We start from the raw sequence: 22203 nt of genomic DNA, 5'->3' as shown, positions 1-22203 counted from the left end.
TTAAACAACATTTCGAAATGAGTGCTGGCGTGTTCCTAGGGTTTTCCCTATAATACGGGTTATCCCTTAGGCGTTAACGCCTAAACTCATTGTCGAGGTTGACCATGTACCTGCTTAGCCGCCTGTTTCTGTTTCTGACCAAATCGCCCGATCAACTCGCGAAAGAACGCGCTGACGCTTTCCTCGCTGAAGCAACCGATCTGTACGATCTGGAATTCCGTATGCGCAAGCTGGACCGTGAGGCGAACGTGCGCCAACCGTCGTGGATGACCCAGCACTAAGCTGCATCAGTTAAAGCATCGGCGCGAATTGCAACGCCGGTGTTCAGGGTGAGGCGCCCAAGCTGTCGCAAGTCGTTGCAAGCGCTCAGACAGCCGGATTCAATTGCCACAACGCCTGATTCAACACCGCGGCGAACGCCACCCAAGCCACATAGGGCACCAATAGTCCGCCTGCCCAGCGGTCTCGTCGCCAGAATGCAAATGTCAGCGCGACGATCAATACCAGCAGTATCAGAATGTCGGCCAGCGCCGCGTCCGGTCGATGCAGGCCGAAGAAGAGCCACATCCACGCTGCGTTGAACAGCAACTGCACCAGCCATAAAACGATCGCTGCGCTCAGGCCGTCGCGTTTCCACACGCGCCAGGCGGCAATCGCCATCAGCACATAAAGCACTGACCACGCCGGCGGGAAAACCCAAGCCGGCGGATTGAACGCAGGCTTTCGCAGCGCCACGTACCAGGCGTCAGGCAGAAACCGGCTCGCGACGAACGCGGCAGCGAAAGCCAGAACAAGAAACACCAGCAGCGACGGCCATCGGCGCATCCACGAGTCTCCTTCAGATAGCCAGAATCCAAGCAAAGCGACGTAAGCGTGTGCTCACTTGCCGAATCGGGCCAGCGTGCGCGCTCGCGCTTCGGCATGGTCGACGATCGGCGCCGGATAGTCCTTGCCCAATACCACGCCGAATTCCGCGAGCCGCTCCGTGCCCGCCAGCCACGGCGCATGAATCCACTTCGACGGCAGCTTCGCGAGTTGGGGCAGATAGCGCTTGATAAAGCGACCTTCGGCGTCGAATTTTTCAGACTGCGTGATCGGATTGAAGATCCGGAAATAAGGCTGCGCATCGCATCCCGTCGACGCCGCCCACTGCCAGCCGCCGTTATTGGCCGAGAAATCGAAGTCGTTCAACCGTTCGGCAAAGTACCGCTCGCCGAGTCGCCAGTCCACGCCTAGATCCTTCACCAGAAAACTCGCTGTCACCATCCGCAGACGGTTGTGCATATAGCCGGTGCGGTTGAGTTGCAGCATCGCCGCGTCGACGAGCGGGTAGCCGGTGCGGCCGTCGCACCATGCGGCGAACGCCTCGTCGGCTTCCGGGCCTTGCTCCCAGCGCAGCCGGTCGTACTCTTCCTTGAACGACGCGCCGTTCGCGAGCCGCGGATGATGCGCCAGGATCATGAAGTAGAAGTCCCGCCAGATCAGTTCCGACAGCCACGTCGCCGAGCCTTCCCCGTCGGGTTGCAGCGACATCTCGTGGGCGAGGCGCGCGAGCGTGCGGATCGAGACCGTGCCGAAGCGCAGATGGATCGACAGATAGCTCGGACCCTTCGCGGCGGGAAAGTCGCGCCGGTCCTTGTAGCTGTCGATGCGCGTCGCGAAGTCGTCAAGCAGACGCTGCGCGCCGCTCATGCCGCCGGGCAGGTCCAGTTCCGCGAGATTGCTCGGCGCAAAGCCGAGCTGATCGAGCGTCGGTAAACGGCGGTCCAGCTTCGACGGCGGCGCGGCCAGATGCTTGGTGTAACTTTCCACCGGATACGGCTTCAGATCGAAAGCCGTCAATTGCTTGAGCCAGGCGTTCTTGTATGGCGTGAACACCGTGAACGGTTTGTTCTGGCCGGTGAGCACCTCGTCGCGCTCGAAAATCACCTGATCCTTGAACGTTAGCCACTGGCGCCCGGCTTCAGTGAGCGTCTCGCGGACTGTCTCGTCGCGCGCGATCGCGACCGGTTCGTAATCGTGATTCGCGAAAACCGCGTCCACGCCGAGTTCATCGGCGAGCTTCGGCACCAGGTCGGCCGGGTCGCCGTACAGCACGATCAAGCCGCCGCCATTGGCGCGTAATGCTTCATCCAGTTCGCCCAGCGCCCCAAGAATCAACTCGACGCGGCGATCCTGCGGCTGCGTATCTGGATGACGAACCCGCCAGGCGTCGACCAGCGGTTGCAGGATCGTCGTGTCGAACACGAATACGCACCACACGCGCTCGCAATGCTTGAGCGCGTAGTAGAGCGCGGCGTTGTCCGTGCTGCGCAGGTCACGGCGAAACCAGACCAGACCGGTGTCAAAAGAGTCGTTCAAGCGTCGTACACGTGTCATCTGGAACGTGGATAGTCAAATTAAAGTGAGTGGCTGCGCCGCACATTGCATACCGCGTCTGCAAATGCCACAGCGCCCGCCCCTATTGTGCAGGGTGCGGGCGCTGTCGTGGCAAGCGGCGCAGTTTTCCGCGCCGCTCGAGCGATTCTCTAGCGATGCATCGAATCCGTCGCTCAGGCGATTTGCAAGCGGACGTCGACGTTGTTACGCGTGGCGTTCGAGTACGGGCAAACCTGGTGCGCTGCGTCGACCAGTTCCTTCGCCGCGCCGGCGTCCAGACCCGGCAGCGAGACGCGCAGATCGATGTCGAGTGCGAAGCCGCCCTTGTCGTTCGGGCCGATGCCGACTTCCGCCGTGACTTGCGTGTCAGCCGGCAAAGTCTGCTTTTTCTGGCCAGCGACGAACTTCATGGCGCTCAGGAAACATGCGGAGTAGCCTGCAGCAAAGAGCTGTTCCGGATTCGTGCCCGCTGCGCCCGTGCCGCCCAGTTCACGCGGTGCCGCCAGCTTCACGTCCAATGCTTTGTCCGACGACACTGCACGGCCGTCGCGACCACCGGTGCTCGTTGCGCTTGCTTTGTAGAGGATGTTCATGGTGCTGCTCCTTTGTCTGGGTTGTCAGGATCTGCAAATTTGCCGCTCTTTGCTGAGCCCGCCGTTCTGGCGGAGCGCTGTCGCTGCGGCATGTGAGTAAGATAGTACACAAATCATTTGTGTGCAAATTAATTTTCGCATCGTAGCGATAGCGCACGTTTTGCAACGAACCGGCTAGTGGTCCATGTAGTCGTTGAGGGTGGCGCGCAGGCGAGTCAGGTCGTCGCGCAAACGCAGCAGAAATTCAGGCGTCTGCTGGGTCGCGCACAAGATTTCCGCGGGCACTTCGCGCGCCTGGCGCTTGAGCGCCGAACCGGCTTTGGTGAGCCGGATATACACGAGACGCTCATCTTCGACACCGCGTACCCGCTCCAGCAGTCCTTGGGTTTCGAGGCGCTTGAGCAGCGGCGTGACCGTCGCCGAATCGAGATTCAGACGCGCGGCCATGTCCTTGACCGTGACGTCGTCGCTCTCCCACAGCACCAGCATGGCCAGGTATTGCGGATACGTCAGGCCCAGCTTGTCCAGCAGCGGCTTGTACGCCTTGGTCATGGCAAGCGAGGTCGAGTAGAGGGCGAAGCAGAGTTGCTCGTCGAGCGTGAAGGGCAAAGCGGGGCGCTGGGTCATGATGCATCTCGTATAAAAAGAGCGTGCAAATGGATTGCGCGCAAACCATTGTGCCGCAAATCGGCGCAGCTTGACGAGTGCAGTTTGGAGACTCAGGAAACGCTGAAGGCAGGCGTCGCCGCGAAGGGCGGCGCGGCGCGGGCGCCAGAACAGCGCCCGCGCCAGAACGGACTCAGGCCGCCGGCGTGGTCGGCAGGTCCGGTGCTTCGGGCGTTTGCACGCCGAAGCAGCCGCGATAGGTCGCGTAGAACGAGCAGTAAAGCATGGTCGTGACGATCATCGTGGCGGGCATCAGGATCGCGAACGCGAAGTCGCCCGCGCCCAGCGCCTGCATCAGCGCCGACAAGCCGAGCGACACCGTCATCGCCACCGCGAACCACAGCGCGCCGAACACGATGAACGCGCCGCGGTTGCGCCAGCAACTGACGAGGCTGAAGAACATCGCCTTGACGGGCGGCACGTCATGCCACGCGGCGAGAATCGGCGAGAACCAGAAAATCATCGCCACTGGAATGTAGACTACGAGAGCCGTGATCACCGCCAGCGGGATATTGCTGTTGGCGATCGCGTCCTGATCCATCGTGGCGGCGCCGAGCATGACCTTCAGCAGCATGCCGCCGTCGGCGAGCGCTGAAGCGGCCAGCACCAATGCCATCGCGACGACGTAAAGCACGCCGAGCACCAGCAGCCGTTTGGCGACCACCGGGCCGTACGAGTGAAAACCGTCCACCAGAATGGTCGGGAATACCGGTTTGCCGGCGATCGTGTTGCGGCACGCGGCCATGAAGCCGACCGCGACGCCCGGAATGAAGGCCAGCGGCAACACGCCGCCGACCACCGGAATCTGCGCCACGAGCGTCATCACCAGCAGATAGGTGAAGAACAGCGTCAGGAACGCGAGCGGGTTCTTGCGGAACAGCCAGATACCCTGCCGGAACCACACATAGCCGGCTTTCGCGGGGACTTCGATCAGTTGCATGAGGTATGAATGCCTGGAAGTGCAACGCCGGTTAGGCGTTCGCGCAGAATGCGCTCGAAATGGCCGGGATCGTGCGGTTTGAGCAGTTCGGCCGCGCGCGGCAAATAAAAATCATACAGGCGCGAGACCCAGAAACGGTACGCGCCCGCTCGCAGCATGTCGCCCCAATGGCGGTTTTCTTCGGCCGTGAAGGGGCGCACGGTCTGGTAGGCGCGCAGCATGGCTTCGGTGCGCGCGTCGTCGAGCTTGCCGGTGGCGAGATCGACGCACCAGTCGTTGACCGTTACCGCCACGTCGAACAGCCACTTGTCGCAGCCGGCGAAATAGAAGTCGAAGAAACCGCCGAGGCGCACTTCGTGGCCCGTCTCGGGCGCGGCGTGCGCGAACATGGCGTTGTCGCGGAACAGGTCGGCGTGGCACGGGCCTTCGGGCAGCGCGGCGTAATCGGCCGAGGCGAAGAAGGCTTCCTGATGCGCCAGTTCGGACGACAGCAACTCGCGTTGCTCGCCCTCCAGAAACGGCAGGATGGTCGGCACGGTTTCCTGCCACCACGGCAGGCTGCGCAGATTCGGCTGATAGCCGGTGTAGTCGCGTCCTGCCAGATGCATGCGCGCCAGCATCTGCCCGACTTCGATGCAGTGCTCGACGCCCGGCGCCAGTTCCGGCGTGCCCTCGAGCTTGGTCACGATGGCGGCGGGCTTGCCGTGCAAGGTGCCGAACAGCGCGCCGTCTTCGCGCGGCATGGGGTCCGGCACCGGCACGCGGTGCGCGGCCAGATGCCGCATGAGGTCGAGATAGAACGGCAGCTGTTCTGCCGTCAGCTTTTCGAAAATCGTGAGGACGTATTCGCCGCGCGTCGTCGTCAGGAAGAAGTTGCTGTTCTCAATACCGGAGGAAATGCCGCGAAATTTGACGACGTCGCCGAGATCGTAATGGCTCATCCATTCTGCAAGTTGGGGTTCGGTGACAGCGGTGAAGACAGCCATGCGGGAAGCGTCAGGTCAGGTTGGTCGGGCTGGCGCGATTCGGCCAGTGCGATGTGAGGCAAATGCGGTATCGGGAAAGCGTTCTTGCGGCGCCGTGAAGCGCGGCGGTATTTCAATGCCTTACCGCCAGGGTGAGCGGCCAGGCTGACCGAGGCTCGGGACGGCGCCTTGCGGGCGCGTGGATCCGGGCGGCGGCTTACACCGGGGCGCCGCCCCGGCATGCATCAATAGGTCAGGTGCACCGACGGCAAACGCGTGCTTGCACGGCCGTTGTCGCGTACGGAGGGCGACGTGTCGAGCGGCGCGCTCATTTGATAGCGCGTGCCGAGGTTCGAATGCACGTTGATTTCGACGGGCTTGCCTTTGTCGCGGTATTCGGTGATTTCGGTGCCGTTGGCGCTGCGTTCGTAGAAACTCGGCGTGCGCGGGACGTTGATTTCGACCTTCGAACTGACCTCGGCGGCCGGACGATTGATCTTCTCCAGGTCGGGCAGACCGGCCCGTTCGTTGGCGGACTGAGGCGCGCCGGGAGCCGGTGTATCGTCGACAGGCTGGGCAGCCATCGCGGCGTTGCCAAAGGCGAAGGCCAGTGCAACGGCGACGGGAAGGAGCGGCTTCATGGTGATTCTCCAATATGGTGCCCCGATTCTAGCAAATCCCACCTGGTCCTCGGGCGCGACCGCCTTATTTTGCGCCGCTTTCGCGCGGCGTGCGCGCAAACTTGCGGGCCGTGCGGCAACGTGTGTTGCAGCACCGTCAGGTGATTTGGCGAGCAACGGTTCCGTGGTAATGTGGCCTCATCATTAGAGGCGAATGAAGATGAACAACGATACCAATCAACGCGCGGTGCAGACTCCCGCCAATAGCTTCCCAACCGAATCCTTCGACGACGCGACCGAGGCCGTCACCCGCCTCTCGGCGATCTACGAAGCGAACACTTCGTTCCTGCGCGACGCCTTCGCGCGCTATCGCCGCAACGAACAGTTCGACCGCCGGGTACGCGCCTGCTATCCGTTCGTGCGCGTGTGCACTGAGGTCAACACGCATATCGACTCACGCCGCTCATATGGCTTCGTCGCGGGTCCGGGCGTGTTCGAGACGACCGTCACGCGGCCCGATCTGTTCGGCAACTACTATCGCGAGCAATTGCGCCTGCTGGCGAAGAATCATCACGTGCAGATTGAAGTGGGCGTGTCGGACCAGCCGATTCCAATTCATTTCGCTTTCGCCGAAGGCATCCATCTCGAAGGCGATCTGGACCGCGAGCGCCTGTTCCTGATGCGCGACGTGTTCGACACGCCGGACCTGGCGCTGCTCGACGACCGCATCGTCAACGGTACGTATGAACCGCTGCCGGGCGAGCCGCATCCGCTTGCGTTGTTCACGGCGGCGCGGGTCGATTTCTCGCTGCATCGGCTGAAGCACTATACGGCGACCTCGCCCACGCACTGCCAGAACTACGTGCTGTACACGAACTACCAGTTCTATATCGACGAGTTCGTCAAACTCGGCCGCACGATGATGGCCCATACCGACGACGAAGAATTGCGCGCCTATCGCAGCGAATACACGTCGTTCGTCGAGCCCGGCGACGTGGTCACGTACAACGCGAATCTCGGCGAACAGGAACAGGAAGGCACTGCGCCGCCGCGTCTGCCGCAGATGCCCGCGTATCACCTGAAGCGCGCGGACGGCAGCGGCATCACGATGATCAACATCGGCGTCGGACCGTCGAACGCGAAGACCATTACCGATCACATCGCCGTGTTGCGTCCGCATGCGTGGATCATGCTCGGCCACTGCGCGGGCCTGCGCAATACGCAGCGTCTCGGCGACTATGTGCTGGCGCACGGCTACGTGCGCGAAGATCACGTGCTCGACGACGACTTGCCGCTATGGGTGCCGATTCCGGCGCTCGCCGAAGTGCAGGTGGCGCTGGAGCGCGCGGTCGCGCAAGTCACGCAGCTGGACGGCGTCGAACTGAAGCGCGTGATGCGTACGGGGACGGTGGCGAGTGTGGACAACCGCAACTGGGAGTTGCGCGATCATCGCGAGCCGGTGCAGCGGCTCTCGCAAAGCCGCGCGGTGGCGCTCGACATGGAAAGCGCGACGATCGCCGCGAACGGTTTCCGTTTCCGCGTGCCTTACGGCACGTTGCTGTGCGTGTCGGACAAACCGTTGCACGGCGAATTGAAGCTGCCCGGCATGGCCGATCAGTTCTATCGCGCGCAGGTCGATCAGCATCTGCAGATCGGCGTGAAGGCGATGGAGCTATTGCGGATGAACGGGCTGCATCGTTTGCATAGCCGCAAGCTGCGCAGCTTCGCGGAAGTCGCGTTTCAGTAAGCGGGTTTTTGGCAGGCAAGGGCGAGCGCTACTTCGGCTCGCTCCTGCTCGAACAAACTCAAAGCTGCCCGACGCCGATCAGCCCGATCAAGCTGCCCGCCGCCAGAAGCCACAGTGGATGGACGCGCGTCGTCATCGCCATGACGGCGGTGAAAGAGGTGATCGCCCACGCGATTGCTGTCGAGTTCGAGGCTTCGGCAATCAGCGCCGCGCTCGCCGCGATGATGCCGGCGGTCACGGGTACCAGTCCCAGTTGCGCGTAGCGTCGCCACGGCCGGTCCTTGAAGCGCTCCCACGCATGCATCGCGAGGATCGTCACCAGCGACGACGGCCCGAACTTCGCCACCGACGTCACCAGCATGCCCGCCCAGCCGGCCACGTGCCAGCCGATTAGCGTGACGATCATCAGATTCGGCCCCGGCGCGGCTTGCGCGAGCGCGAACAGCGCGCTGAATTCGCTGGCCGGCATCCAGTGATGCACATCCACCACCTGCCGCTGCATCTCCGGAAGAATTGTATTGCCGCCGCCGAACGCGAGCAGCGAAAGCTGACTGAAAATAACGGCGAGGGCAATGAGCGTGTCGTTCATCGTGCGCTCCTCGACGCGATGTAGATGCTGAGTGGTGTCAGCACGAGCATGGTGGGCAGAAGCGGCAGCCGCATGATCGCAATCGCAATGAAGCCGAGTGCCGCGATGAGCGCGGCCATTGGGCTATGCCGCAGCGGCAGCAGGATTTTCACGGCCATCGAGATCAGCAGGCCGGCGGCCGCGGCGGCGAGACCGGCAAACAGATGACGAACGTGCGGGTCGTTTTGCGTGTGTTCGTACAGCACGCCGAGGCCGATCACCACCAGCGACGGTCCCGCGATCAGTCCGAGCAGACCGGCCAGCGCGCCCGGCACGCCGCGAAAGCGCATGCCCATCGCCACCGACAGGTTGATCACATTGCCGCCCGGCAAGAACTGGCAGAGGCCCAGCAAGTCGGTGAATTCGTCGGCGCTCAGCCAGCGGCGTTGTTCCACCAGCGCCCGGCGCGCCAGCGGCAGTGCGCCGCCGAACGAGATCAGCCCGAGGCCGAGAAACCCGCCGAAGATTTGCCGCAAGGTGGGCGTGGGCGCAAGCGCGGGCTCGGACGAGGTGAGATCGTGATCCATATCGGTTAGCTTCCGGTTCAAGCTCAGGAGGTTAGCGCTGAACCCGGCGTCTAGCAAAACGATTTTTGAGCGTCGCTCTTGTGATCTGGAGTCACGAGCGCAAGTCGATCAAACCGATGAAATGCAAACGGGCAGCCTTGAGGCTGCCCGTTTGCGTAAGCGTGTTCGTCGTGTTGCGTTGCTTTCACTTCGCGCAGGAGCGCGAAGCGGCAGCCTCACAGATAGAACATCCGGTCTTCGTCCGACTTGGTCGGCTGCGGCTCGGTTTCTTCGCGGTCCTCATAGAACTTGAGCACCGCTTCGAGCACCTGGTCCGGATCGTCGATGACCTGCATGAGGTCCATGTCGGTCGGGTTGATCAGGCCCATGGGCGTAAGCGAGTTCTTGAACCACGCGAGCAGGCCTTCCCAGAACTCGGCGCCAACCAGAATGATCGGCACGTGGCGTGACTTCTTGGTCTGGATCAGCGTGAGCACTTCGGCGAGTTCGTCTAGCGTGCCGAAGCCGCCGGGCATCACGATCACGGCATCCGAATTCTTCACGAACGTGACCTTGCGCGTGAAGAAATGGCGGAAGCGCAACGAGATGTCCTGCCACTGATTGCCTGACTGCTCATGCGGCAATTCGATGTTCAGGCCGACCGACGGCGCCTTGCCTGCATGCGCGCCCTTGTTGGCCGCTTCCATGATGCCCGGGCCGCCGCCCGAGATCACCGCGAAGCCGGCGTCCGAGAGCTTGCGGGCGATTTGCGTGGCCAGTTTGTAGTAGGGCGAGTTCGGTTTCAGGCGCGCTGAACCATAGATGCTGACAGCCGGGCGAATCTCCGAGAGGTACTCGGTCGCCTCGATAAACTCTGCCATAATCGTGAACATCTGCCACGATGCGCGGGCCTTTTTGGCCGTTGCGCGCTCTTGATCTGCGAGTGATCGCAGACTCGGAATCACTTTTCTCTTAGTCATAATGCCTGAAGAACGAAGCCTTGAAGGTAAGACCCTGCTATTGGTCGACGGTTCGAGTTATCTGTACCGGGCCTACCATGCGATGCCGGATCTGCGCAGCCCCGACGGTAATCCGACGGGAGCGCTCTACGGGATGATCAACATGCTGCGGCGCATGCGCAAGGAAGTCACAGCAGAGTATAGCGCGTGCGTGTTCGACGCCAAGGGCAAAACGTTTCGCGACGACTGGTATCCCGACTATAAGGCGAACCGCCCGTCGATGCCGGACGACCTCTCGCGCCAGATCGAGCCGATTCATGTGGCGGTGCGCGCGCTAGGGTGGCCATTGCTGATGATAGACGGCGTCGAGGCCGACGACGTCATCGGCACCCTCAGCACGCAAGCGGAAAAGCGTGGCATGAATGTGATCGTGTCGACGGGTGACAAGGATCTGGCGCAGCTTGTGTCGGATCATGTCACCCTCATCAATACGATGACTAACGAAACGCTCGACCGCGCCGGCGTGCTCGCCAAGTTCGGCGTGCCGCCGGAGCGCATTATCGACTACCTGTCGTTGATCGGCGATACCGTCGACAACGTGCCCGGCGTCGAGAAATGCGGGCCGAAAACAGCGATCAAATGGCTGACGCAATTCGATTCGCTAGATGGCATCGTCGCACATGCGGACGAAATCAAAGGTGCGGTAGGAGACAATCTGCGCAGAGCGCTCGATTTTCTGCCAATGGCGAAGAAACTCGTCACCGTCGAGCGCAACTGCGACATGACCGACCACATCGTGTCGATCGAGGAAAGCCTGCAAAGCCGGCCGGAATCGCGCGAGGAGTTGCGCGAAGTCTTCACGCGCCACGGCTTCAAGACGTGGCTGCGCGAAGTGGAAATCGCGGACGCCGTGGAAGGCCGGGAAACGGATGTGCCGCCGGCTTTGTCCGTGGATCACGAGCGGCACTACGACACCGTGCAGACGTGGGAACAATTCGACGCGTGGCTCGAGAAGATCAACGCGGCCGAGTTGACCTCGTTCGATACGGAAACCACCTCGCTCGACCCTATGACTGCGCAGATCGTGGGGCTGTCGTTGTCGCTGGAAGCCGGCCGCGCGGCGTACGTGCCGCTCGCGCATCGCGGCCCGGACGCGCCCGTGCAATTGCCGCGCGACGAAGTGCTGGCGAAGCTCAAGCCGTGGCTCGAAAGCGCCGAACACAAGAAGGTCGGTCAGCATCTCAAGTACGACGAGCAGGTGCTGGCGAACTACGGCATTGAAATGCGCGGTGTCGAACACGACACGCTGCTGCAATCGTACGTGGTCGAGTCGCATCGCACGCATGATATGGACAGCCTCGCTCTGCGCCATCTCGGCGTGAAGACGATCAAGTACGAAGAGGTGGCGGGCAAGGGCGCCGGGCAGATCGGCTTCGACGAAGTCGCGTTGGACAAGGCCGCCGAATACGCAGCGGAAGACGCCGACATCACCTTGCGGCTGCACGAGGCGCTGTATCCGCAAGTGACTGCGGAGAAGACACTCGAGTACGTGTATCGCGCGATCGAACTGCCTACTTCGCGTGTTCTGCGCAAGATGGAGCGCACCGGCGTGCTGATCGACGCGGAGAAACTGCGTCTGCAAAGCAGCGAGATCGCCACGCGTCTGATCCAGCTGGAAAGCGAAGCGTATGTGCTGGCCGGCGGCGAATTCAATCTGGGTTCGCCGAAGCAGATCGGGCAGATCTTCTTCGAGAAGCTGGAGTTGCCGGTCGTCAAGAAAACGCCGAGCGGCGCACCGTCCACTGACGAAGAAGTGCTGCAAAAGCTCGCCGAAGATTATCCGTTGCCGAAGATCCTGCTCGAACACCGTGGCTTGTCGAAGCTGAAGTCCACTTACACCGACAAGCTGCCGCGCATGGTCAACGCCACCACGGGCCGCGTGCATACGAACTATGCGCAGGCCGTGGCGGTCACCGGGCGTCTGGCGTCGAACGATCCGAACCTGCAGAACATTCCCGTGCGTACCGGCGAAGGCCGCCGTATTCGCGAAGCGTTTATCGCACCGCCCGGACACAAGCTGGTCTCGGCGGATTATTCGCAGATCGAATTGCGCATCATGGCGCACATTTCCGGCGACGAATCGCTGCTGCGCGCGTTCTCGCAGGGCGAAGACATTCACCGCGCCACGGCCGCGGAGATTTTCAGCGTGACGCCGCTCGAAGTGTCGAACGATCAACGCCGCGTGGCCAAGGTCATTAATTTTGGCCTGATCTACGGCATGAGTTCGTTCGGTCTCGCCGCGAACCTCGGCATCACGCGCGACGCTGCCAAGCTCTATATCGACCGCTATTTCGCGCGTTATCCGGGCGTGGCGCGGTATATGGACGAAACACGCGTGAGCGCGAAGGCCAAGGGTTACGTCGAGACGGTGTTCGGCCGCCGCCTGTGGCTGCCGGAGATCAACGGCGGCAATGGTCCGCGTCGTCAGGCGGCCGAGCGCGCCGCGATCAACGCGCCGATGCAAGGCACCGCCGCCGATCTGATCAAGCTCTCCATGATCGCGGTGCAGAACTGGATCGAAGAGTCGAAGATCGGCACGCGCATGATCATGCAAGTGCATGATGAATTGATCCTCGAAGTACCGGATGCGGAATTGTCCGACGTTCGCAAGCGCTTGCCCGAGTTGATGTGCGGTGTCGCCGACCTGAAAGTGCCGCTGGTCGCCGAAGTGGGCGCCGGGCTGAACTGGGAAGAAGCGCATTGACGTGCGTGTGACGGGACGCGATATCGTCGTGCGCATGTCACATATGCGCATTGATGGCTTGTGACAACCCCTGCTGCTCGCGGACAATCGCTGCAAGACGGCGCTCATGTGAAATTGCATGGACGCCGCACGACGCATAACCCATCGGCAAATACGGAGAGTTCCATGCATCGTTTTATCGTCGTTGGCGGAGGCGCGGGGGGATTGGAGCTGGCGACGCGTTTGGGCGATCGCTATGCACCCCACAAGAACAAGGGCGGTGTTCAGGCGCAGGTCACGCTCGTCGACCGCAACCCTACTCATATCTGGAAGCCGCTGCTGCATGAAGTGGCGGCGGGCAGCATGGACCCGTTCACGCAGGAGCTCGAATATGCGGCGCAAGCGCGTTGGCACGGCTTCGAATTTCAGCAGGGCGACCTGACGGGGCTGGACCGCGCGAATAAGCGCCTCACGCTCGGCACCGTGCTCGACGACGACGGCGCGGAGCTGCTGCCTGTACGTCAGCTCGAATACGACACGCTGATCATCGCGATCGGCAGCACGACCGCCTTCTTCGGCGTCAAAGGCGCGCCTGAATTTTCCCTCGCACTCGACACCGTTAGTCAGGCCGAGCGTTTTCGCAAACGTCTGATTGCAGCCTGCATGCGCGCCGAGCATCAGGTGCATGAACCCGTCGAGGCAACGCCGGCCGTTGGCGCGCCCGGCGAGCCGCGCATTCAGGTGGCGATTGTCGGCGGCGGCGCGACGGGCGTGGAACTGTCGGCGGAATTGCGCAACACGGCGCAGGTGCTGTCCGCCTACGGCCTGCACAAGCTCGATCCGCGGCATGACGTCGGCATTGTGCTGATCGAAGCCGGGCCGCGCATTTTGCCGGCTTTGCAGGAGCGCGTTTCGACCGCCACGGCCGAGCTGCTCACCAAGCTCGGCGTGAAGCTGATGATCGGCGAAACCGTGGCCGAAGTCGCGCCCGGCATGATCCGCACCGCGAGCGGCAAAACCGTGCGAGCCGATCTGACCGTGTGGGCGGCCGGCATCAAGGCGCCAGCGATTCTCAGCGAGCTCGACGGCCTGCCGGTCAACCGGCTGGGTCAGCTCATCGTGCGACGCACGCTGCAAACCGAAACCGACGATAACGTCTTCGCGCTCGGCGATTGCGCGGCGTGTCCGTGGCCGGGCAACGAGCGCAACGTGCCGCCGCGCGCGCAGGCGGCTCACCAGCAGGCGAGCTTCCTGATGAAGGCGCTGGCGGCGCGGCTTGAAAACAAGCCGCTGCCGGAATTCACCTATCGAGACTTCGGGTCGCTGGTGTCGCTCGGGCATTTCAGCGCGGTCGGCAATCTGATGGGCGGGGTGATCGGCGGCAATATGCTGATCGAAGGGCTGTTCGCGCGCTTCATGTACATGTCGCTATATCGGCTGCATATTGCCGCGCTGCACGGCTACGCGCGGATGGTGCTCGACACGTTTGCTCACTGGTTGCGCCGTACCACGCTACCGCGGGTCAAGCTGCACTGAGGCGCCGGGTCGGCGCCGGGAAACGTTGCATCTGCAACAGGATGCGTGTCAGGCGTATCCTGTTGCCTCCAACGTTCAACCGAGGAGCGCCGCATGCTGAAACCCGAAATCGACAGCCTGGTCCCGCACGTCCCCTTCGACCGGCGTACTTTCATCAAGGCCGCGCTCGGCACTGGCTTCGCCGCCGCTGTGCTGCCCGTTTCGGCGCAAACCATTCATACCGATAGCGACGGCCTCGAAGCCGGCGAAGTCGCGGTGCGCTCCGGCGATACCCTGGTGCCGGCCTATCGCGCGCAACCGAAAGGCAAGACGCACTTGCCGGTGATTCTCGTCGTGCACGAGATTTTCGGCGTGCACGAGCATATCGCCGACGTGTGCCGGCGCTTCGCCAAACAGGGTTATCTCGCGATCGCACCGAATCTGTATGAACGGCAGGGCGATCCGACCGTTTATACGAGCATGCAGCAACTCAACGAGCAACTGGTCAGCAAAGTGCCGGACGAACAGGTGATGAGCGATCTCGACGCGACCGCTGCCTGGGCTGGCGAGCATGGCGGCGATCTGAAGCGGCTGGGAGTGAACGGGTTCTGTTGGGGCGGGCGGATGGCGTGGCTGTACGCCGAACATAACCCGGGGCTGAAGGCGGGGGTTGCCTGGTATGGGCGGGTAACAGGCACAAAGAACGCGATGATGCCGGCCAATCCACTCGATCAGGTGGCGCAGCTTCATGCGCCGGTGCTGGGACTTTACGGACTGCAGGATCAGAGCATCCCGCAGGACACGTTGGAGCAGATGAAGCAGGCCATCGCGCAAGGTCCGCAAGCGGGGCGGGGTTCGCAATTCGTCGTGTATGACGATGCGGGCCACGCGTTTTTCGCGGACTACCGGCCGAGCTACAAGAAGGCCGATGCCGAGGACGGCTGGCGCCGTGTGCTGGTCTGGTTCAAGCAGCATGGGGTGGCTTGAGGCTGCAGTAGTTTGAGCGGTCCGCGCTGGCTTACTGGTGATAAAAAAGGCCGTTGCCGCTTTTTATGCGGCAACGGCCTTTTTGCTAATCACTTGCTGTGTGTGGCTTACCGTGAGGCGCTCAAGGATTCGCGCCCGTCGCGATCGGCCGCTTCGGGTCAGAACTCCACTCGCTCCACGAGCCTGGATACAACGCCGCGCCATGCAGGCCGGCGACTTCCATCGCGAGGGCATTCACGCATGCCGTCACGCCCGAGCCGCATTGCAGGACCACGTGCTCCGGTGGCGTGTCGGCAAGCAGCGCGTGATATTCCTCGCGCAACGTATGAGCCGGCTTGAAGCGGCCGTCGGCGGTGAGGTTGTCTTTAAAGAAGCGATTGAGCGCGCCCGGAATGTGGCCGCCGACACGGTCTAACGTCTCGTTCTCGCCGCGATAGCGGTCGGCCGCGCGCGCGTCGACCACCACGCGCTCTTTCGAGCCCAGATTGCGCTCGACCGTTTGCGCATCGACTGTAACGGACAGCGGAGCGCCTGCCTTGAAGTCGCCCGTGTTCTGGGCCGGCGCGTCCTGCGTCAGCGAATGACCGCCGGCTTCCCACGCCTGCAGTCCGCCGTCGAGCAGCGCGACCGCGTCGTGACCGAGCCAGCGCAGCAGCCACCATGCACGAGCGGCGTACATGCCGCCTTGCGCGTCATAGGCGACGACCTGCTGGCCCTGCTTCAGGCCGCGCGACTCCAGCGTCTCCACAAGCCGCGCACGATCCGGCAGTGGATGGCGGCCGTTGTGACCGTTCTTCGGCCCCGACAGATCGCGGTCCAGATGCAGGTAGTGCGCGCCCGGCAGATGCCCGGCCAGATAGGCTTTTTCGCCTGCTTCCGTGTCGGCCAGATCGAATCGGCAATCGATGACGAACACGCTGCCCGGCGCGGCGGCAAGCCGTTCCGCGAGATTGGTCGCGGAAATCAGAGTGGTGTAGTGAGTGTGCGGCATGACGTCTCCTGTCGACCCGAGTTAGCGCTTTAGCGCTTACTCGGGTCCCATGTAAAGCGGTCGACCCGAGTTAGCGCTTACTCGCGTCCATGTAAAGCTCGATGCGGGCGGTGGCGGCTCCGTTGGAGCAACTTGCTGCCACCAACGGCTGGCCGAGCTATGTCGTTAGTCTAAACAAAAAAAGACGGGCCGAAGCCCGTCTTTCCATGCATTGATTACTGCCAGAAAAATCTGGCGAATCTGATTCAGCGCCGATCAGATCGTACCGAGTTCGCGCCGCAAAAATTCGTGGAAGTGCTGCATGCCGTCTTCCATCGGGCTCTGATACGGGCCGACCTGCGATTCGCCGCGATTCATCAGCGCGCGGCGGCCGGCGTCCATGCGTTCGGCGATCTCGTCGTCTTCACGGGCCGTTTCCATGTAGGCGGCGCGCTCGGCTTCGACGAACTCACGTTCGAACAGCGCGATTTCCTCAGGGTAATAGAACTCCACCACGTTGGTGGTTTGCTGCGGACCACGCGGAATCAGCCACGACACCACGAGTACGTGCGGATACCACTCGATCATGATGCCCGGGTAGTACACCATCCAGATCGCGCCGAATTCGGGCGGATTGCCGCCGCGAAAGCGCAATACTTCGTCGTGCCACTTGCGGTAGGTGGGGCTGCCCGGCTGCTCCAGATCCTTGTGCACGCCAACCGTCTGCACGCTGTACCACTCGCCGAATTCCCACGTCAGGTCGTCGCAATTGACGAAACTGCCGAGGCCCGGATGGAACGGCGCAACGTGATAGTCCTCCAGATAGACCTCGATAAAGGTCTTCCAGTTGTAGTTGCACTCGTGCACTTCGACGTGGTCGAACATGAAGCCCGAAAAATCGAAGTGTTCCTTGGTGCCGAGGCGCGCCAGATCACGCGCGACGTCACGCCCCTGCGCTTCGAACAGCAGGCCTTGCCAGTTCTGCAGCGACGTGGCGCCGAGATTCAGGCAGGGGTTGTCCGCAAAATGGGGCGCACCGAGAAGCTGGCCGTTCAGGTCGTAAGTCCAGCGATGCAGGGGGCAGACGATGTTCTCCGTCTGGCCGCGGCCATTGAGCATGATGGCTTGCCGGTGGCGGCACACGTTCGACAGCAGTTCGACTTGCGACTGCTGGTTACGGACGAGCACACGCCCTTCGCTCTCGCTCGGCAAAGCAAAATAATTCCCCGCCTCGGGCACCATGAGATCGTGGCCGATGTAACGAGGACCTTTCTTGAAAAGGGTTTCGATTTCGCGCGTTAGAAGCGCTTCGTCAAAGTAAGCCGTGACTGGCAGCTGGCTGTGGACAGACCGCAACTGCAATGCATTGCTCAGATTGGACATTCCCACTCCCGTGAAGACGTGAAAGCAGTGAACAACCCAACCATCGAAGGTTTCGATTTAGGGAGCCCGCGATTATACCTGTTTCCCCTTGTTTGGGGCCGTTAAGTGCCTGATTTGGGTCAAAATTCTCAGGAAAGTTCGACGTTTTCGCCGCAGACCGATCGTTTTTTTTCTGCGAGACTGCTGGGACGGCGCACAGCGGGAAGGCGAGGCGTAGGGCGGCGGCGGCTCGGAAATATCGCTTTTGCCGTAGAATGTCCGACTTGTTTTAATTTTGCGACTATTCATGGCGAAGACCGCGTCGAAAGATACTGCTGCCACGCCAGCCGAAGGCGTCGACAGCACGCCGCTGCCCGAGAATTACGAGGCCGCCCAGGCGGAGCTGGAAGGGTTGGTTGCCCGCATGGAAAGCGGCAACCTGAGCCTCGAGGAGTCGCTTACCGCCTATCGGCGCGGCGCCGCCCTTGTGGCGTTTTGCCAGCAACAGCTCGAGAAGGTCGAGCAGCAGGTGCGCGTGCTCGACGGCGAGACGCTCAAGCCGCTGCCCATGAATACCGCAGGCACAGCCGCTACTGAAAGCGGGGACGACCTATGACATTCGAACAATGGATGCGCTCGGTACTGGAGCGCGTCGAAACGGCACTGGAACATTACCTGCCGACCGAGGCAACCGAGCCCGCCACGCTGCATGAAGCAATGCGCTACGCGGTGCTGGGCGGCGGCAAGCGGGTTCGCCCGCTCTTGTGCCACGCGGCCGGCGAGCTGACAGGCGCGCGCGCCGAGTGCCTCGACGCGGCGGCAGCAGCGCTGGAGATGATCCACGTGTACTCGCTCGTCCACGACGACATGCCGTGCATGGACGACGACGCGCTGCGTCGCGGCAAGCCCACGGTACACGTCAAATATGACGAAGCGACGGCATTGCTGGTTGGCGACGCGCTGCAGTCCCAAGCGTTCGTTTCGCTGACGTCGGACGTTCTGGCCCCGGCGCAGCAGGCCGCGCTGGTGCGCGAACTGGCGCTGGCGAGCGGTTCGATCGGCATGTGCGGGGGCCAGGCCATCGATCTGGCGAGCGTCGGCCACACGCTGACACGCACGCAACTGGAAACCATGCACCGCATGAAGACCGGCGCCTTGCTGCGCGCCGCAGTGCGCATGGGCGCACTGGCGGGCGAAACGCCGGACGCGGACGCCATGCGTTCGCTCGACGCGTATTCGGCCGCTGTCGGCCTCGCGTTTCAGGTCGTCGACGATATTCTCGACGTCACGACCGATTCGGCGACGCTCGGCAAAACGGCAGGTAAAGACGCGAAGGACGGCAAGCCGACCTACGTGTCGATTATTGGGCTCGACGCGTCGCGCGCGCTCGCAGCGCAGTTGCGCAGCGACGCTCACGCCGCGCTGGCGCCATTTGGCGCACGCGCGCAGCGTCTTGCCGAATTGGCCGACCTGGTGGTGAACCGGGTTAGCTGAACGCGAAAGCCCGCCGCCGCGCGCCTTCGTTATAAGGCGCATGTATGAAGTGCGGGCGCGTAAGTTTTCCTACAATGGAACGACGATGTACGACTTGCTGAAAACCATTGACGACCCGGCAGCCTTGCGCCGCCTCGATCGCCGCCAATTGCAACCGCTTGCCGACGAGTTGCGTGCCTTCGTGCTCGACAGCGTATCGCAGACGGGCGGCCATCTTTCGTCCAACCTCGGCACGGTCGAGTTGACCATTGCTCTGCACTATGTGTTCGACACGCCGCGCGACCGGATCGTCTGGGACGTCGGCCATCAAACCTATCCGCACAAAATTCTGACGGGCCGCCGCGACCAGATGCACACGCTGCGTCAACTGGGCGGCATCTCGGGCTTCCCGAAGCGCGACGAATCGGAATACGACACGTTCGGCACGGCGCACTCCAGCACGTCGATTTCCGCCGCGCTCGGCATGGCGGTCGCGAGCAAGCTGCAGGGCGACAATCGCACGGGCATCGCCGTAATCGGCGACGGTGCAATGACGGCCGGCATGGCGTTCGAGGCGATGAACAACGCCGGCGTCGAAGACGACGTGCCGTTGCTGGTCATCCTCAACGACAACGACATGTCGATTTCGCCGCCGGTCGGTGCGCTGAATCGCCATCTGGCGCGCCTGATGTCGGGCCGCTTCTACGCCGCCGCGCGTGCCGGTGTCGAACGCGTGCTGCGCGTTGCCCCGCCCATGCTCGATCTCGCCCGCAAGCTCGAAGAGCACGCCAAGGGCATGATCGTGCCGGCCACGCTGTTCGAAGAGTTCGGCTTCAACTACATCGGCCCGATCGACGGTCACGATCTCGACTCGCTGATCCCGACGCTGCAAAACATCAAGGAACTGCGCGGTCCGCAATTCCTGCACGTCGTGACGAAGAAGGGCCAAGGCTACAAGCTGGCCGAAGCCGATCCGGTGCTGTATCACGGCCCGGGCAAGTTCAATCCGGCTGAAGGCATCAAGCCGGCCACCACGCCGTCGAAGAAGACCTACACGCAGGTGTTCGGCGAATGGCTGTGCGACGCGGCCGAGCTCGACGCACGTGTGGTCGGCATCACGCCGGCCATGCGCGAAGGCTCGGGCATGGTCGAGTTCGAAAAGCGCTTCCCGGATCGTTACTTCGACGTCGGCATCGCCGAGCAACACGCGGTGACGTTCGCCGGCGGTTTGGCCGCGGAAGGCATGAAGCCGGTGGTCGCGATCTACTCGACCTTCCTGCAACGCGCTTACGACCAGCTGATTCACGACGTCGCGCTGCAGAACCTGCCGGTGGTGTTCGCCATCGACCGCGCGGGTCTGGTCGGCGCGGACGGCGCCACGCACGCGGGTGCTTACGACCTGGCGTTCCTGCGCTGCATCCCGAACATGACGGTGATGGCCGCGTCGGACGAAAACGAATGCCGCCAGATGCTGTACACGGCGTTGCAGCAGCCGAACCCGACGGCGGTGCGCTACCCGCGCGGCGCCGGCACGGGCGTCGCCACTGTCAAGCAGATGGCCGCGCTGCCGCTCGGCAAGGGTGAGATTCGTCGCGAAACGTCGCAGCCGGCTGGCAAGCGTATTGCGATTCTGGCGTTCGGCACGATGGTCGCGCCCTCGCTGGCCGCCGCCGAGCAACTGGACGCGACGGTTGCCAACATGCGCTTCGTGAAGCCGCTCGACGCCGGTCTGGTCCGTCAGCTGGCCGAAACGCACGACGCCATCGTGACCGTCGAAGAAGGCTGCGTGATGGGCGGCGCGGGCTCGGCTTGCGTCGAAGCCCTGCTTGAAAGTGGGGTTATGCGACCCGTACTACAATTGGGCCTTCCCGATCGGTTCATCGATCATGGGGACCCGGCCAAGCTGCTCGCCGCGTGTGGTCTCGACGCCGCGGGTATCACCAAGTCGATCCGCGAGCGCTTCCTGTCGAGCGGCGCGGTCGGCGGCCAGTCGTCGGTGAAGCGCGTCGCGTAAAGCGTCGCCGCTCGCGGTTCGGTCGCCGTGCCATGGCGGCCATAAGCAATCTCCAACTTGAATCGGTGGGCCTTCGGGCCCATCATCCAACGCCGGCAAGGGCCGGCGTTCGCCGTTGCGCGCCTTGATCCGCGCGGCCGCCGGGAGCCGCCGAGCCTGTCGCTTCGCGACAGCCCTCGCGAGCGGACTGCCCGAAGGGCTTTTCTGCGGGCGAAAGACGCGGGGCAGTCCGGCGTTTCCTGAAAGGACAAGAAGATGAATCAGATGAATCCCGCCTTTGTGATGCCCGATGTACAAAGCACGCCCGACACCCGTCAGATCCCGATTCAACGGGTCGGCGTGAAGGCCGTGCGCCATCCGCTGACGGTGCGCACGCAAAGCGGCGAGGTGCAGCCGACGGTCGGCACGTGGAATCTCGACGTGCATCTGCCGGCTGACCAGAAGGGCACGCACATGTCGCGTTTCGTCGCGTTGCTGGAAGAGAACAAGGCTCCGCTGGAGCCGGCCACGTTCCGCGCCATGCTCGCCGCGATGCTCGAAAAGCTCGAGGCCGAGGCTGGCCGCATCGAGGTGTCGTTCCCGTATTTCGTGAACAAGACCGCGCCGGTGTCGGGCGTGCAAAGCCTGCTCGACTACGAAGTCACGCTGACGGGCGAGACTCGCAACGGTGCGACGCGTCTGTTCCTGCAGGTGCTGGTGCCAGTGACGAGCCTGTGCCCGTGTTCGAAGAAGATCTCGCAGTACGGCGCGCATAACCAGCGCTCGCACGTCACCATCAACGCCGAACTGGCGGGCGACGTGGCCGTGGAAGAACTGATCCGTATCGCCGAAGAAGAAGCCTCGTGCGAACTGTGGGGCTTGCTCAAGCGCCCGGACGAGAAGTTCGTCACCGAGCGCGCTTATGAAAATCCGAAGTTCGTCGAAGACCTCGTGCGCGACGTCGCGCAGCGTTTGAACGCGGATGAGCGGATCGTAGCCTATGTGCTGGAAGCCGAGAACTTCGAGTCGATTCACAATCACAGCGCGTACGCGGTGATCGAGCGGGATAAACGGGCGGCTTGATACGCGCTTTAGCTGAATCGAACAAAAAAGCCGCTTCTTTTGAAAGCGGCTTTTTTTACGGCCAAACGAATACA

Annotated in this window: 21 protein-coding genes; 9 read left to right on the top strand and 12 right to left on the bottom strand. The window is 62.6% G+C overall.

Annotated features, from left to right (window positions below; all coding sequences use genetic code 11):
- Window positions 1-104: 104 nt before the first annotated feature.
- The gene (locus tag PQR54_RS29615) at window positions 105-281 is read left to right on the top strand and encodes a DUF3563 family protein (RefSeq protein WP_095422103.1); all 177 of its coding nucleotides are present in this window, start codon (window positions 105-107) and stop codon (window positions 279-281) included.
- Between the two features lie 85 nt (window positions 282-366).
- Here the strand turns inward: PQR54_RS29615 and PQR54_RS29610 are convergent, their stop codons facing one another.
- The 7 genes from PQR54_RS29610 to PQR54_RS29580 all read right to left on the bottom strand — a co-directional run bounded on the left by PQR54_RS29610 (window position 367) and on the right by PQR54_RS29580 (window position 6184).
- On the bottom strand, window positions 367-825 hold the full coding sequence (locus PQR54_RS29610) for a TspO/MBR family protein (protein ID WP_408251965.1): 459 nt from the start codon (window positions 823-825) through the stop codon (window positions 367-369).
- A 54-nt stretch (window positions 826-879) separates the two neighbouring features.
- The gene (locus PQR54_RS29605; protein ID WP_408251963.1) at window positions 880-2379 is read right to left on the bottom strand and encodes a cryptochrome/photolyase family protein; all 1500 of its coding nucleotides are present in this window, start codon (window positions 2377-2379) and stop codon (window positions 880-882) included.
- A 173-nt stretch (window positions 2380-2552) separates the two neighbouring features.
- Window positions 2553-2972: an organic hydroperoxide resistance protein gene (locus PQR54_RS29600; protein ID WP_408251961.1), complete on the bottom strand. Its 420-nt coding sequence runs from the start codon at window positions 2970-2972 to the stop codon at window positions 2553-2555.
- 174 nt (window positions 2973-3146) lie between these two features.
- Window positions 3147-3599 (bottom strand): MarR family winged helix-turn-helix transcriptional regulator, encoded by a 453-nt coding sequence (locus PQR54_RS29595; RefSeq protein ID WP_408251959.1) that lies wholly within the window; start codon window positions 3597-3599, stop codon window positions 3147-3149.
- A gap of 172 nt (window positions 3600-3771) precedes the next feature.
- Entirely contained in the window at window positions 3772-4578 is an 807-nt protein-coding gene (locus PQR54_RS29590) for a BPSS1780 family membrane protein (protein ID WP_106313294.1), read from the bottom strand.
- Window positions 4569-5564 carry a homoserine kinase gene (locus PQR54_RS29585; RefSeq protein WP_408251957.1) on the bottom strand — a complete coding sequence of 332 codons (996 nt, stop codon included), beginning with the start codon at window positions 5562-5564 and terminating at the stop codon, window positions 4569-4571. The genes PQR54_RS29590 and PQR54_RS29585 overlap by 10 nt, the downstream gene beginning before the upstream one ends.
- A 224-nt stretch (window positions 5565-5788) precedes the next feature.
- Complete coding sequence (locus PQR54_RS29580; RefSeq protein WP_106313292.1) at window positions 5789-6184, bottom strand: hypothetical protein; 396 nt, start codon at window positions 6182-6184, stop codon at window positions 5789-5791.
- A gap of 199 nt (window positions 6185-6383) precedes the next feature.
- Between PQR54_RS29580 and PQR54_RS29575 the strand changes: the two genes are divergently transcribed.
- Window positions 6384-7910 carry an AMP nucleosidase gene (locus PQR54_RS29575; RefSeq protein ID WP_408251955.1) on the top strand — a complete coding sequence of 509 codons (1527 nt, stop codon included), beginning with the start codon at window positions 6384-6386 and terminating at the stop codon, window positions 7908-7910.
- A 58-nt stretch (window positions 7911-7968) separates the two neighbouring features.
- Here PQR54_RS29575 and PQR54_RS29570 read toward each other — a convergent pair whose 3' ends face one another.
- The 3 genes from PQR54_RS29570 to PQR54_RS29560 all read right to left on the bottom strand — a co-directional run bounded on the left by PQR54_RS29570 (window position 7969) and on the right by PQR54_RS29560 (window position 10024).
- Window positions 7969-8499, bottom strand: coding sequence for a chromate transporter (locus PQR54_RS29570; protein ID WP_408251953.1), 531 nt, complete (start codon window positions 8497-8499; stop codon window positions 7969-7971).
- Complete coding sequence (locus PQR54_RS29565; RefSeq protein ID WP_106313350.1) at window positions 8496-9065, bottom strand: chromate transporter; 570 nt, start codon at window positions 9063-9065, stop codon at window positions 8496-8498. The genes PQR54_RS29570 and PQR54_RS29565 overlap by 4 nt, the downstream gene beginning before the upstream one ends.
- Before the next feature lie 215 nt (window positions 9066-9280).
- Window positions 9281-10024, bottom strand: coding sequence for an LOG family protein (locus PQR54_RS29560; RefSeq protein ID WP_106282655.1), 744 nt, complete (start codon window positions 10022-10024; stop codon window positions 9281-9283).
- 1 nt (window position 10025) lies between these two features.
- Here PQR54_RS29560 and polA point away from each other — a divergent pair, with 1 nt between their 5' ends.
- The 3 genes from polA (at window position 10026) to PQR54_RS29545 (ending at window position 15248) form a co-directional block, all read left to right on the top strand.
- Window positions 10026-12767 carry a DNA polymerase I gene (gene polA / locus PQR54_RS29555; protein WP_408251951.1) on the top strand — a complete coding sequence of 914 codons (2742 nt, stop codon included), beginning with the start codon at window positions 10026-10028 and terminating at the stop codon, window positions 12765-12767.
- Window positions 12768-12932: 165 nt separating this feature from the next.
- Window positions 12933-14282, top strand: coding sequence for an NAD(P)/FAD-dependent oxidoreductase (locus PQR54_RS29550; RefSeq protein ID WP_408251949.1), 1350 nt, complete (start codon window positions 12933-12935; stop codon window positions 14280-14282).
- A gap of 93 nt (window positions 14283-14375) precedes the next feature.
- Window positions 14376-15248 (top strand): dienelactone hydrolase family protein, encoded by an 873-nt coding sequence (locus PQR54_RS29545; RefSeq protein WP_408251947.1) that lies wholly within the window; start codon window positions 14376-14378, stop codon window positions 15246-15248.
- A gap of 121 nt (window positions 15249-15369) precedes the next feature.
- On the opposite strand, the gene PQR54_RS29540 is transcribed toward PQR54_RS29545, so the two are convergent.
- Both PQR54_RS29540 and PQR54_RS29535 read right to left on the bottom strand, forming a co-directional pair.
- Window positions 15370-16239 (bottom strand): sulfurtransferase, encoded by an 870-nt coding sequence (locus PQR54_RS29540; RefSeq protein WP_408251945.1) that lies wholly within the window; start codon window positions 16237-16239, stop codon window positions 15370-15372.
- Between the two features lie 255 nt (window positions 16240-16494).
- Window positions 16495-17601, bottom strand: coding sequence for an aromatic ring-hydroxylating oxygenase subunit alpha (locus PQR54_RS29535; protein ID WP_408251943.1), 1107 nt, complete (start codon window positions 17599-17601; stop codon window positions 16495-16497).
- Between the two features lie 286 nt (window positions 17602-17887).
- Here PQR54_RS29535 and PQR54_RS29530 point away from each other — a divergent pair, with 286 nt between their 5' ends.
- The 4 genes from PQR54_RS29530 (at window position 17888) to folE2 (ending at window position 22129) form a co-directional block, all read left to right on the top strand.
- On the top strand, window positions 17888-18196 hold the full coding sequence (locus PQR54_RS29530) for an exodeoxyribonuclease VII small subunit (protein ID WP_012428576.1): 309 nt from the start codon (window positions 17888-17890) through the stop codon (window positions 18194-18196).
- On the top strand, window positions 18193-19074 hold the full coding sequence (locus PQR54_RS29525) for a polyprenyl synthetase family protein (RefSeq protein ID WP_408251941.1): 882 nt from the start codon (window positions 18193-18195) through the stop codon (window positions 19072-19074). The genes PQR54_RS29530 and PQR54_RS29525 overlap by 4 nt, the downstream gene beginning before the upstream one ends.
- Before the next feature lie 85 nt (window positions 19075-19159).
- Window positions 19160-21067: a 1-deoxy-D-xylulose-5-phosphate synthase gene (gene dxs, locus PQR54_RS29520; protein ID WP_408251939.1), complete on the top strand. Its 1908-nt coding sequence runs from the start codon at window positions 19160-19162 to the stop codon at window positions 21065-21067.
- 255 nt (window positions 21068-21322) lie between these two features.
- Window positions 21323-22129: a GTP cyclohydrolase FolE2 gene (folE2, locus tag PQR54_RS29515; RefSeq protein ID WP_408251937.1), complete on the top strand. Its 807-nt coding sequence runs from the start codon at window positions 21323-21325 to the stop codon at window positions 22127-22129.
- The last annotated feature ends 74 nt before the right edge of the window (window positions 22130-22203 follow it).

It is taken from the genome of Paraburkholderia phytofirmans, assembly GCF_046028095.1.
GTDB lineage: Bacteria > Pseudomonadota > Gammaproteobacteria > Burkholderiales > Burkholderiaceae > Paraburkholderia > Paraburkholderia phytofirmans_A.
Note: the sequence above shows the minus strand (reverse complement) of the source record. Positions and strands in the feature narration are given on the sequence as shown.